Origin of the sequence: Curvibacter cyanobacteriorum (assembly GCF_028649475.1) — a bacterium.
Lineage (GTDB): Bacteria > Pseudomonadota > Gammaproteobacteria > Burkholderiales > Burkholderiaceae_C > Curvibacter > Curvibacter cyanobacteriorum.
This window is the reverse complement of sequence record NZ_JAQSIP010000004.1, coordinates 1-12,480: the sequence shown is the minus strand read 5'-3', so window position 1 is coordinate 12,480 and position 12,480 is coordinate 1. Positions and strand designations below refer to the sequence as shown.

Genomic DNA, 12,480 nt, shown 5'->3' with positions numbered 1-12,480 from the left:
AGATTGCTCCAATGCATTGTCAGATGAAAAACGCCCCAGACCCATCGTGTGACGGGCCTGGGGCGCCAGGCTGAGAGAGGGTCAACCGCCGAAATTACTCGGTGGCAGCGCCTTCTTCAGACGTCGAGTCCTGGCTGGCTGCCAGCTCGGCGGCTTCGGCTTCAGCGATGGCACGGCGCTCGGCTTCGTCCATGGCGTCCTTGGCCTTGCGCGCCTGGTGGTAAGCCAGACCGGTACCGGCGGGGATCAGGCGACCCACGATCACGTTTTCCTTCAGGCCGCGCAGTTCGTCGCGCTTGCCCATGATGGCCGCTTCGGTCAGCACGCGGGTGGTTTCCTGGAAGGAAGCCGCCGAGATGAACGAGTCGGTCGACAGCGAGGCCTTGGTGATCCCCAGCAGCAGGTTGGTGTAGGTGGCGGGCACCTTGCCTTCACGTTGCAGCGCTTCGTTGGTGTTCAGGATTTCCGAACGCTCCACTTGTTCGCCAGCAATGTAGTTCGACTCGCCGGTGTTCTCGACCACGACACGGCGCAGCATCTGGCGAACGATCACCTCGATGTGCTTGTCGTTGATCTTCACGCCTTGCAAGCGGTACACGTCCTGCACTTCGTCCACGATGTAGCGGGCCAGTTCTTCCATGCCCAGCAGGCGCAGGATGTCTTGCGGGTCGGCCGGGCCGTCCACAATCGATTCGCCCTTGTTCACCACCTGGCCTTCGTGCACCAGGATGTTCTTTTCCTTCGGCACGAGTTCTTCCCAGACCTTGCCTTCCGGATCGGTGATCTGCAAGCGGACCTTGCCCTTGGTTTCCTTACCGAACGACACGGTACCGGTCATTTCGGCCAGGGTGCCCTTGTCCTTCGGCGTACGGGCTTCGAACAGCTCGGCCACACGCGGCAGACCCCCGGTAATGTCGCGGGTCTTTTGACCTTCAACCGGGATGCGGGCCAGCACTTCGCCAGGGCCCACGTCTTGACCGTCGCGCACCTGGATCAGCGCGCCGACCTGGAAGCCAATGGTCACCGAGTGATCGGTGCCCGGGATCTTGACTTCCTGGTTCTGGGCGTCGACCAGCTTCACTTGCGGACGCACCACCTTGGCCGAGCCACGACGCTTCGGATCGATCACCACCAGGGTGGACAGACCGGTCACTTCGTCGACCTGCTTGGCCACGGTCAGGCCTTCTTCGATGTTCTCGAACTTCACCTGACCGGCGAACTCGGTGATGATCGGGCGGGTCAGCGGGTCCCAGTTGGCGAGGATCGTGCCAGCCTTGATGGTCTGGTCGGCCTTCACCGTCAGGGTCGCACCGTAAGGCACTTTGTGGCGTTCGCGCTCGCGGCCATGCTCGTCCTGGATGATGATTTCACCCGAACGTGCAATCACCACCAGCTCGCCCTTGGTGTTGCTCACATAACGCATCGTGGCATTGAAGCCGATGATGCCGTTGGACTTGGCTTCCACGCTGGAGGCGATGGCAGCACGCGACGCGGCACCACCGATGTGGAAGGTCCGCATGGTCAGCTGGGTACCCGGTTCACCGATGGACTGGGCAGCGATCACGCCCACGGCTTCGCCGAGGTTGATCAGGCCACCGCGGCCCAAGTCGCGACCGTAGCACTTGGCGCACAGGCCGTAGCGGGTTTCGCAGATCAGCGCGGTGCGCACCTTCACTTCGTCGACGCCAGCGGCTTCGAGTTCTTCGATCAGGTCTTCGTCCAGCATCTGGCCGGCCTTGGCCAGCACGACGCGGGTTTCGGGGTGCAGCACGTCGTCGGCAGCGGTGCGGCCGAGGATACGGTCGCGCAGCGATTCGATCACTTCACCGCCTTCAACGATGGCGCGCATCAGCGAACCATTGTTGGTGCCGCAATCGTCCTCGGTCACAACCAAGTCCTGCGTCACGTCCACCAGACGACGGGTCAGGTAACCCGAGTTGGCCGTCTTCAACGCCGTGTCCGCCAGACCCTTACGGGCACCGTGGGTGGAGATGAAGTACTGCAACACGTTCAGACCTTCACGGAAGTTCGCCGTGATGGGGGTCTCAATGATCGAGCCGTCAGGCTTGGCCATCAGGCCCCGCATCCCTGCGAGCTGACGGATCTGGGCAGCAGAACCGCGGGCACCGGAGTCGGCCATCATGTAAATCGAGTTGAACGATTCCTGATCGACTTCCTTGCCGTGGCGGTCAATGGTCTTTTGCTTGGCCAACTGGGCCATCATGACCTTGGAGACTTCGTCACCGGCCTTGCCCCAGATGTCCACGACCTTGTTGTAGCGTTCGCCCGAGGTCACCAGACCGGAGACGTACTGCTGTTCGATCTCCTTCACTTCCTTCTCGGAGCGCTCGATGATGCCGTGCTTCTCTGGCGGCACCAGCATGTCGTCGATGCAGATCGAGATGCCGGCGCGGGTCGCCAGACGGAAACCGTTTTGCAGCAGCTTGTCGGCGAAGACCACTGTTTCCTTGAGACCGCACTTGCGGAAGGAGACGTTGATCAGCTTGGAGATTTCCTTCTTCTTGAGCGCCTTGTTGATGTTGGCAAAAGGCAGGCCCTTGGGCAGGATCTCGGACAGCAGGGCCCGGCCAGCGGTGGTTTCCACCAGCTTGGTTTCAGGCACGAATTCGCCCGTAGCTTTGTCCTTGTTCCATTCGGTGATGCGCACGGTCACGCGGGCGGTCAGGTCCACCTGGCCAGCGTCGAAAGCGCGTTGCACTTCATGGGTGTCGGAGAACACCAGGCCTTCGCCCTTGGCGTTGATGCGGTCACGGGTCGTGTAGTACAGACCCAGCACCACGTCTTGCGAAGGCACGATGGACGGTTCGCCCGAAGCCGGGAACAGCACGTTGTTGGAGGCCAGCATCAGGGTGCGGGCTTCCATTTGGGCTTCAACCGACAGCGGCACGTGGACAGCCATCTGGTCACCGTCGAAGTCGGCGTTGAAGGCCGCGCAAACCAGCGGGTGCAGTTGGATGGCCTTGCCTTCGATCAGGATCGGCTCGAAAGCCTGAATGCCCAAGCGGTGCAGCGTCGGCGCCCGGTTCAGCATGATCGGGTGTTCCTTGATGACTTCTTCAAGGATGTCCCACACCACCGGGGTACCGGATTCAACTTCCTTCTTCGCGGCCTTGATGGTGGTCGCGATGCCCATGGCTTCGAGGCGCGAGAAGATGAAGGGCTTGAACAGCTCCAGGGCCATCAGCTTGGGCAGACCGCACTGGTGCAGCTTCAGGGTCGGGCCCACGGTGATCACCGAACGACCCGAGTAGTCGACGCGCTTGCCCAGCAAGTTCTGACGGAAACGACCGCTCTTGCCCTTGATCATGTCGGCCAGCGACTTGAGAGCGCGCTTGTTGGCGCCGGTCATGGCCTTGCCGCGGCGGCCGTTGTCCAGCAAGCTGTCCACGGCTTCTTGCAGCATCCGCTTTTCGTTGCGGGCGATGATTTCCGGGGCCTTCAACTCGAGCAGACGGCGCAGACGGCTGTTGCGGTTGATGACGCGGCGGTACAGGTCGTTCAGGTCGGAGGTGGCGAAACGGCCACCGTCCAGCGGCACCAGCGGACGCAGGTCCGGCGGCAGCACGGGCAGCACTTCGAGCACCATCCATTCGGGCTTGATGCCCGACTTCTTGAAGGCTTCGAGCACCTTGAGGCGCTTGGCGTTCTTCTTGACCTTGACTTCCGAGCCGGTCAGGTCGCCGCGCAGGCGTTCGATCTCGGTGTCGATCTCGATCGACTCCAGCAGGTCCTTGATGCCTTCAGCGCCCATCTTGGCGATGAACTCGTCGCCGTATTCCTTGCGCTTGGCTTCGTAGTCGTCCTCGCTCATGATGCTGAACTTCTTCAGCGGGGTCATGCCGGGGTCGGTCACCACGTAGGCTTCAAAGTACAGCACGCGTTCGATGTCGCGCAGGGTCATGTCGAGCACCAGGCCCAGACGCGACGGCAGCGACTTCAGGAACCAGATGTGGGCGCAAGGCGCGGCCAGGTCGATGTGACCCATGCGCTCGCGACGCACCTTGGTCTGCGTGACTTCAACGCCGCACTTCTCGCAGATCACACCGCGGTGCTTGAGGCGCTTGTACTTACCGCACAGGCATTCGTAGTCCTTGATGGGGCCGAAGATCTTGGCGCAGAACAGACCATCACGCTCCGGCTTGAAGGTGCGGTAGTTGATGGTTTCGGGCTTCTTCACCTCACCGAAAGACCAGGAACGGATCTTCTCGGGCGAGGCCATGCCGATGCGGATGGCATCGAAATGCTCGTCAGGCGTGAATTGCTTGAACAGGTCGAGTAGCGATTTCATGTGACTCTTTCCCTTTCAAATTAAGAACGTTCGAGTTCGATGTCCAGGCCCAGGGAACGGATTTCCTTGACCAGCACATTGAACGATTCCGGCATGCCGGCTTCGATGGCGTGTTCGCCCTTGACGATGCTTTCGTACACCTTAGTACGGCCTTGCACGTCGTCGGACTTGACGGTGAGCATTTCTTGCAGCACGTAAGCGGCGCCGTAAGCTTCCAGCGCCCAGACTTCCATTTCCCCGAAACGCTGACCACCGAACTGGGCCTTGCCGCCCAGTGGTTGTTGCGTCACCAGCGAGTACGGACCCGTGGAGCGGGCGTGCATCTTGTCGTCGACCAAATGGTGCAGCTTCAAGAAGTGCATGTAGCCGATGGTGGTCGGACGCTCGAACGGTTCACCCGTGCGGCCGTCGATCAGGTGGGCCTGGGTGCGTGCAGCGGTCAGACCCTTGGCGGCAGCGATGTCGTCCGGGTAAGCCAGCTTGAGCATGGCGCGGATGTCTTCTTCGGAGGCACCGTCGAACACCGGGCTGGCGAAAGGCACGCCCGACTTCAGGTTCTCGGCCATCTCGATGACGTCCTCGTCGCTCAGTTGCGACAGGTCTTCCTTGCGGCCGTGGGCGTTGTACAGCTCTTCGAAGAACTTGCGCAGCTCGGCCAGGCGGCTTTCGGCTTGCAGCATGTTGCCGATGCGCTGGCCAATGCCCTTGCCGGCCCAGCCCAAGTGGACTTCCAGCACCTGACCCACGTTCATCCGCGAAGGCACGCCCAGCGGGTTCAGAACGATGTCAGCGGGGGTGCCGTCGGCCATGTAGGGCATGTCTTCGACCGGAACGATCTTCGACACCACACCCTTGTTACCGTGGCGGCCGGCCATCTTGTCACCCGGCTGCAGGCGGCGCTTGACGGCCAGGTAGACCTTGACCATCTTCAGCACGCCAGCGGGCAGCTCATCGCCTTGGGTCAACTTCTTGCGCTTTTCTTCAAAAGCCAGGTCGAAGCTGTGACGGGTCTGCTCCAGGGAGTTCTTGATCGATTCGAGCTGGGTGGCGACTTCGTCCTCGGCCGGACGGATGTCGAACCAGTGGAACTTCTCGACCGAGCTCAGGTAAGCCTTGTCGAGCTTGGTGCCCTTGGCCAGCTTTTGCGGGCCACCGTTGGCGATGCGGCCGGTCAGCAGCTTCTCGATACGGTCGAAGGCGTCGGCCTCCACGATGCGCAGCTGGTCGTTCAGATCGAGGCGGAAGCGCTTGAGTTCATCGTCGATGATCTGCTGAGCGCGCTTGTCGCGCACGATGCCTTCACGGGTGAACACCTGCACGTCGATGACGGTGCCTTGCGAGCCCTGGTCCACGCGCAGCGAGGTGTCCTTCACGTCGGAAGCCTTCTCGCCGAAGATGGCGCGCAGCAGCTTCTCTTCAGGCGTGAGGGTGGTCTCGCCCTTCGGCGTGACCTTGCCCACCAGCACGTCGCCGGGTTGCACTTCGGCGCCGACGTAGATGATGCCGGACTCGTCCAGGCGGTTCAGTTGCTGTTCCGACAGGTTCGGGATGTCGCGCGTGATTTCTTCAGCGCCCAGCTTGGTGTCACGGGCCATGACCACCAGTTCCTCGATGTGGATCGAGGTGTAGCGGTCGTCGGCCACCACGCGTTCGGAGATCAGGATCGAGTCTTCGAAGTTGTAGCCGTTCCACGGCATGAAGGCGATCAGCATGTTCTGACCGATGGCGATTTCGCCCAGGTCGGTCGATGCGCCGTCGGCAATCACATCCCCCTTGGCCAGCTTGTCGCCACGCTTGACGATCGGGCGCTGGTGGATGTTGGTGTTCTGGTTGGAACGCTGGTACTTGATCAGGTTGTAGATGTCCACACCGACTTCACCGGCCACCGCTTCAGCGTCGTTGACGCGGATCACGATGCGGGTGGCGTCGACGTAGTCCACCACGCCACCGCGGTTGGCGGTGACGACGGTGCCCGAGTCCACAGCGGCCACGCGCTCGATCCCGGTGCCGACCATCGGCTTCTCGGGACGCAGCACCGGCACGGCCTGACGCGACATGTTGGCGCCCATCAATGCGCGGTTCGCGTCATCGTGCTCCAGGAACGGCACCAGCGAGGCGGCCACCGACACGATCTGGGCCGGCGACACGTCCATGTACTGCACACGTTCGGCGCTCAGCAGGGTGGATTCACCCTTTTCACGGGCCGACACCAGGTCACCGGTCAGGCGGCCATCCTTGTCCAGGGTGGCGTTGGCCTGCGCGATCACGTACTTGCCTTCTTCGATGGCGGACAAGTAGTCGATCTGGTCGGTCACCTTGCCATCCACCACACGGCGGTACGGGGTTTCAATGAAACCGTACTCGTTGAGGCGGGCGTACAGCGCCAGCGAGTTGATCAGACCAATGTTCGGGCCTTCAGGCGTTTCGATCGGGCAGACGCGACCGTAGTGGGTCACGTGCACGTCACGCACTTCGAAGCCGGCACGTTCGCGGGTCAAACCGCCCGGGCCCAGGGCCGAGACGCGGCGCTTGTGGGTGATCTCGGCCAGCGGGTTGGTCTGGTCCATGAACTGCGACAACTGCGAGGCGCCGAAGAACTCCTTGAGGGCCGCAGAAATCGGCTTGGAGTTGATCAGGTCATGCGGCATCAGCGGCTCTTGCTCAGCCTGACCCAGACGTTCCTTGACGGCCTTCTCGATGCGGGCCAGACCGGTGCGGTACTGGTTCTCGGCCAGTTCGCCGACGCAACGCACGCGGCGGTTGCCCAAGTGGTCGATGTCATCGACTTCGCCATTGCCGTTGCGCAGGTCCACCAGGATCTTGACCACGGCCAGGATGTCCTCGTTGGTCAGGACCATCGGACCGGTGGATTCTTCGCGGCCAATCTTGGCGTTGAACTTCATGCGGCCCACGCGCGACAGGTCGTAGGTGTCCGGGTTGTAGAACAGGCGCTGGAACAGCGCTTGCACGGCGTCTTCGGTCGGCGGCTCGCCAGGGCGCATCATGCGGTAGATGGCGACGCGGGCGGCGAACTCGTCGGTGGTTTCGTCGATGCGCAGGGTCTGCGAGATGTACGGGCCTTGGTCCAACTCGTTGGTGTAGATGCACTGCAGATCGTGGATGCCGGCGCTGCGCAGCTTCTTCAGCAGCGCTTCGGTCAGCTCGTCGTTGGCCTTGGCAATGATCTCGCCGGTGTCGCCGTCCACGATGTTGCGGGCCACCACGCGACCGATCAGGAAGTCTTCCGGCACGCTGACGTGGGTGGTGCCCGATTGCTCGAGCTCACGGGTGTGGCGCGCGGTGATGCGCTTGTCCTTGGCCACGACCACCTTGCCCGACTTGTCGGTGATGTCGAAACGGGCCACTTCGCCACGCAGGCGTTCGGCCACGAACTCCATGTGCGCGCCGCTGTCCATCAGGCGGAAGTTGTCGTTGACGAAGAAGTTCGCCAGGATCGACTCGGGGTTCAGGCCGATGGCCTTCAGCAGCGTGGTGACCGGCATCTTGCGGCGGCGGTCAACGCGGAAGTACAGCAGGTCCTTGGGATCGAATTCGAAGTCCAGCCACGAGCCACGGTAAGGAATCACGCGGGCCGAGAACAGCAACTTGCCCGAGCTGTGGGTCTTGCCCTTGTCGTGTTCAAAGAACACGCCCGGCGAGCGGTGCAGCTGGGACACGATCACGCGTTCGGTGCCGTTGATGATGAAGGAACCCTTGTCGGTCATCAGGGGCACTTCACCCATGTAGACCTCTTGTTCCTTGACTTCCTTGACCACCTTCGACTGCGCGCTCGAGGACTCGCGGTCGTAAATGATGAGCTGCACCTTGGCACGCACGGCGGAAGCGAAAGTCAGGCCACGGGTCTGGCACTCACGCACATCAAAAGCCGGCTTGGCGAGGTTGTACTCGACAAACTTCATCTCGACAAAACCATTGTGCGAGACGATCGGGAAAGCGGCTTCGAAAGCAGCTTGCAGGCCTTCAGCAGTCCGTTTTTGGGGGGCACGATCTGCTTGCAGGAACGCGGTGTAGGCGTCCTTTTGCATCTGCAGCAGGTAAGGCACTTCGAGCACGCTGTCGCGGCTGCCGAAAGACTTGCGAATTCGCTTGCGTTCGGTGTAGCTGTACGTGGATGTTTGGGCCATGAAATCTCCGGGCAAAGACATGAGTCCTGGGTCTTCGACGATGGGAAACGCACGGTGGCGCACGCTGGGGCACACTCGGGCGAGACTTGGCGGTTGGCCACTACCAACCATGGCTGACGGCGATGCGTTGCACATCGCCCGAACCAAGGCGTCTTCTGCTGTCGGGGTCAGAAAACACTCAAAAGAGGCCAATTTGCCTCTTTTGGGTGTGCTCTGCTTGGATGCATCCAAGAAGCACCAAAGGCTGGAGGCCTTTTGGGGCACTCCAGCCTCTGAGCGAGACCCAATTACTTGAGTTCGACCTTGGCGCCAGCGTCTTCCAGCTTCTTCTTGGCAGCTTCGGCGTCGGCCTTGGCAATGCCTTCCTTGACGGCCTTGGGAGCGCCGTCGACCAGGTCCTTGGCCTCCTTCAGACCCAGACCGGTGATTTCGCGCACGGCCTTGATGACGGACACCTTGTTGGCGCCAGCGTCGGTCAGCACGACGTTGAATTCGGTCTTTTCTTCAGCGGCCGGAGCAGCAGCGCCGCCACCAGCAGCGGGAGCGGCCATGGCGGCAGCGCTCACGCCAAACTTCTCTTCGATGGCCTTGACCAGGTCGTTGAGTTCGAGGACCGTCATGCTGTCGAGAGCGGTCAGAAATGCGTCTTTATCGAATGCCATTTTTAAATTCCTAACAATTGGTTAACAGGTGACTGCGCGCTCAAGCAGCAGCCACTTCTTCGGTAGCGGCAGCAGCCACTTCCTCGGTTGCGCCTTCGCCCTTTTTGGCCGCCAGAGCACCCAGCACCACAGCGGTACGGGAGATGGGGGACATCAACAAGCCGCACAACTGGGCCAACAGCACGTCCTTCGACGGAATGCTAGACAGTTGCTTAACGCCGTTCACATCCAGGACTTTGCCTCCGATGGCGCCACCACGAATCACCAGCTTGTCGTTGGTCTTCGCGAAATCGGCCACCACCTTAGCGGCGGCCACAGCGTCTTCAGAGAAGCCATAGATCAGCGGACCGGTCATCTGGTCGGCGACAACGTCAAACTGGGTGCCAGCCACAGCACGGCGGGCCAGGGTGTTCTTCAGAACACTCAGGCTCACACCCTTGCTGCGTGCATCGACGCGCAGTTTGGTCATGTCAGCGACCGTGATGCCACGGTATTCCGCGATCACGAGCGTTTGAGCTTTAGCGGCGAGGCTGGTCACTTCGGAAATGACCGCTTCTTTCTCACTGCGATTCAGACTCAAGGTCTACTCCTTCAAAATGCGTTTTGGGTCGGAACCCGCAACGCGCCTTAGTGCAGCGACCAACTGTTTTGGAAAATTTCCATCTGCAGCGGGATCGCCATCTGCGCTGGCCCCTCGGGTATTAAGTGCCTGCCTTGCGGCGTGCACACCAGCGGTCTTGGATGGCCCCTGACAGCCTTGCAGCCATCAGGGCCCACCACACCAGAGGGCTTTCACCCTCTGACGATTTCTTCAATCGAGCGATTAGGCTGCGATGGTTTGGGTGTCAACGCGAACGCCCACGCCCATGGTCGAGGACACAGCCACCTTGCGCAGGTAAACACCCTTGCTGGTCGCCGGCTTGGCCTTGTTCAGGGCATCGACCAGCGCAGCCAGGTTGGCTTGCAGCTTGTCGGTGTCGAACGAGCGACGGCCGATGGTCGAGTGGATGATGCCGGCCTTGTCGACGCGGAATTGCACTTGACCGGCCTTGGCGTTCTTCACAGCCGTGGCGACGTCCGGGGTCACGGTGCCCACCTTCGGGTTAGGCATCAGACCGCGCGGGCCCAGGATTTGACCCAGGGTACCCACGATGCGCATGGCATCGGGGGCAGCGATCACGACGTCGAAAGGCATGTCGCCCGCCTTGACCATGGCAGCCAGGTCGTCCATGCCGACCACGTCAGCGCCAGCGGCCTTGGCTTCTTCAGCCTTGGCGCCTTGGGCGAACACAGCGACACGCTTGGTCTTGCCGGTGCCGTTGGGCAGCACGACAGCGCCACGAACCACTTGGTCCGACTTCTTGGCGTCAACGCCGAGTTGCACAGCCACGTCGATGGATTCATCGAACTTGGCGGTTGCGCAATCCTTCACCAGGGTGAGGGCGTCGTTCAGGGGGTACAGCTTGTTGCTGTCAACCTTGCCTTGCAGGGCTTTTGCTTTTTTGGTGAGCTTAGTCATCACAGACCTTCCACCGTCACGCCCATGGAGCGTGCGGAACCGGCAATGGTACGAATGGCGGCATCAACGCTGGCAGCGTTCATGTCCTTCATCTTGGTCTTGGCGATCTCTTCGAGCTGAGCGCGGGTGATCTTGCCGACCTTGTCGCTGTGCGGACGGGCAGAGCCCTTGTCCAGCTTGATGGCCTTCTTGATCAAGGTGGTCGCCGGGGGCGTCTTGATGATGAAGGTGAAGCTCTTGTCAGCGAACGCGGTGATCACCACCGGCAGCGGCAGACCAGGCTCAACACCTTGGGTCTGCGCGTTGAACGCCTTGCAGAACTCCATGATGTTCAGACCACGTTGACCCAGTGCCGGGCCGATCGGGGGGGACGGGTTGGCCTTGCCAGCTGGAACTTGCAGCTTCACAAAACCGACGATTTTCTTCGCCATGCTTTACTCCTTGCGGGTCAAACGCGGCACCACTCGACATGAGCGGCGCAGCTTCCCGGGGTTAACGACTCTGAGTTTTGACGGGGTGCCGAATCGGGTAGCACCTCAACCGGCGAACCGGGAAAGGGAGGGGAGCAAACTCAGGTCTTTTCGACCTGGGTGAACTCGAGCTCGACCGGGGTGGCGCGACCGAAGATGGTCACCGACACACGAACCTTGCTCTTTTCGTAGTTGACTTCTTCGACCGAGCCATTGAAATCCGTGAACGGGCCTTCCTTGACGCGAACCAGTTCGCCCACTTCAAACTCGACCTTGTGACGCGGCTTGTCGGTGCCTTCTTGCATCTGGCTCACGATCTTCTGCACTTCGGCTTCGGAGATCGGAGCAGGTCGGTTCTTGGCGCCACCCACAAAGCCAGTGACCTTGTTGGTGTGCTTGACCAAGTGCCAGGACTCGTCGTCCATGACCATCTCCACCAGCACGTAGCCGGGGAAGAAGCGACGCTCGGTGGTCTTGCGCTGGCCGTTCTTCATCTCCACCACTTCTTCGGTGGGGACCAGGATGCGACCAAACTTGTGCTGCATGCCGGCGCGGTTGATGCGCTCGAGGATGTTGCGCTCGACGGCCTTTTCCATGCCCGAATAGGCGTGCACCACGTACCAGCGCAGATCCGGGTTCACGGGCGCCGCAGCCGCTTCGCCTGCGGTGTTGTCAACAGCGTCAGTCATTATTTCTTCCAGCCCAGAATCAAGTCGTAGAACAACCATTCCAGGGTTTTGTCAGTGAACCAGAGGAACAAAGCCATGACGACCACAAAGGCGAACACATAGGCCGTGATCTGCATGGCTTCTTTGCGGGTGGGCCAGACCACCTTGCGAACTTCGCGCACGGCTTCGCGGCCAAAGGCCACCAACTGGCGACCCGGCTCAGACGTCAGGAAGACGCCCACGGCGGCTGCCAGGCCCACGATCAGGGCGGCCCACTGAGCCCAGGCGCCTTGGCGCGACAGCAGATAAAACGCCACCAAGGCTGCAAGCACCAGAGCACTTGCAGCCGCGATCTTGGCCTTGTCGGCCCCGGCACTGACGGTTTCAACCTGTGAAGTTGCCATGATTGGCTGGTTCCCGCTTGAAAATTGTTGCGTGTCCTGAGACACCGAAGCCCGTCAGGTCTTGACGGGCTTTTGGGTTGCCACCTTCAGGTGGCAGGGGCAGTAGGAATCGAACCTACAACCTTCGGTTTTGGAGACCGACGCTCTGCCAATTGAGCTATACCCCTCCGTGTCAATTAGGCGATGATGGTGGCCACAACGCCAGCACCCACGGTCTTGCCGCCTTCGCGGATGGCGAAGCGCAGGCCTTCTTCCATGGCGATGGGGTTGATCAGCTTCACAGTGATCGACACGTTGTCGCCA

The 12,480-nt window shown here is 61.1% G+C and carries 9 protein-coding genes and 1 tRNA gene; all 10 read right to left on the bottom strand.

Annotated elements, in window-relative coordinates:
• Positions 1–94 precede the first annotated feature (94 nt).
• Positions 95–4,309, bottom strand: coding sequence for a DNA-directed RNA polymerase subunit beta' (gene rpoC, locus PSQ40_RS09670; protein WP_273951178.1), 4,215 nt, complete (start codon positions 4,307–4,309; stop codon positions 95–97).
• A 20-nt stretch (positions 4,310–4,329) separates the two neighbouring features.
• Positions 4,330–8,454: a DNA-directed RNA polymerase subunit beta gene (gene rpoB / locus PSQ40_RS09665; protein WP_273951176.1), complete on the bottom strand. Its 4,125-nt coding sequence runs from the start codon at positions 8,452–8,454 to the stop codon at positions 4,330–4,332.
• A gap of 287 nt (positions 8,455–8,741) precedes the next feature.
• A complete protein-coding gene (gene rplL / locus PSQ40_RS09660) occupies positions 8,742–9,116 on the bottom strand; it encodes a 50S ribosomal protein L7/L12 (protein ID WP_273951175.1) in 375 nt (124 codons plus the stop codon).
• A 40-nt stretch (positions 9,117–9,156) separates the two neighbouring features.
• Entirely contained in the window at positions 9,157–9,696 is a 540-nt protein-coding gene (gene rplJ / locus PSQ40_RS09655; RefSeq protein WP_273951174.1) for a 50S ribosomal protein L10, read from the bottom strand.
• A 243-nt stretch (positions 9,697–9,939) separates the two neighbouring features.
• On the bottom strand, positions 9,940–10,635 hold the full coding sequence (rplA, locus tag PSQ40_RS09650; protein WP_273951173.1) for a 50S ribosomal protein L1: 696 nt from the start codon (positions 10,633–10,635) through the stop codon (positions 9,940–9,942).
• Positions 10,635–11,066 (bottom strand): 50S ribosomal protein L11, encoded by a 432-nt coding sequence (rplK, locus tag PSQ40_RS09645; protein WP_019577992.1) that lies wholly within the window; start codon positions 11,064–11,066, stop codon positions 10,635–10,637. Before rplK ends, rplA begins: the two co-directional genes overlap by 1 nt.
• A gap of 140 nt (positions 11,067–11,206) precedes the next feature.
• Positions 11,207–11,794 carry a transcription termination/antitermination protein NusG gene (gene nusG, locus PSQ40_RS09640; RefSeq protein WP_273925129.1) on the bottom strand — a complete coding sequence of 196 codons (588 nt, stop codon included), beginning with the start codon at positions 11,792–11,794 and terminating at the stop codon, positions 11,207–11,209.
• Positions 11,794–12,177 (bottom strand): preprotein translocase subunit SecE, encoded by a 384-nt coding sequence (secE, locus tag PSQ40_RS09635; protein WP_273951172.1) that lies wholly within the window; start codon positions 12,175–12,177, stop codon positions 11,794–11,796. The genes nusG and secE overlap by 1 nt, the downstream gene beginning before the upstream one ends.
• 91 nt (positions 12,178–12,268) lie before the next feature.
• A tRNA-Trp gene (locus tag PSQ40_RS09630) sits at positions 12,269–12,344 on the bottom strand.
• 9 nt (positions 12,345–12,353) lie between these two features.
• Positions 12,354–12,480 (bottom strand): EF-Tu C-terminal domain-related protein (locus PSQ40_RS09625; protein ID WP_457851493.1); only part of this gene is annotated, 127 nt, incomplete at its 5' end.

Bases quoted from the DNA above. Each gene is read 5' to 3' on its own strand.
- rpoC (WP_273951178.1), bottom strand. From the start codon at position 4,309: ATGAAATCGCTACTCGACCTGTTCAAGCAATTCACGCCTGACGAGCAT.
- rpoB (WP_273951176.1), bottom strand. From the start codon at position 8,454: ATGGCCCAAACATCCACGTACAGCTACACCGAACGCAAGCGAATTCGC.
- rplL (WP_273951175.1), bottom strand. From the start codon at position 9,116: ATGGCATTCGATAAAGACGCATTTCTGACCGCTCTCGACAGCATGACG.
- rplA (WP_273951173.1), bottom strand. From the start codon at position 10,635: ATGACTAAGCTCACCAAAAAAGCAAAAGCCCTGCAAGGCAAGGTTGAC.
- rplK (WP_019577992.1), bottom strand. From the start codon at position 11,066: ATGGCGAAGAAAATCGTCGGTTTTGTGAAGCTGCAAGTTCCAGCTGGC.
- nusG (WP_273925129.1), bottom strand. From the start codon at position 11,794: ATGACTGACGCTGTTGACAACACCGCAGGCGAAGCGGCTGCGGCGCCC.
- secE (WP_273951172.1), bottom strand. From the start codon at position 12,177: ATGGCAACTTCACAGGTTGAAACCGTCAGTGCCGGGGCCGACAAGGCC.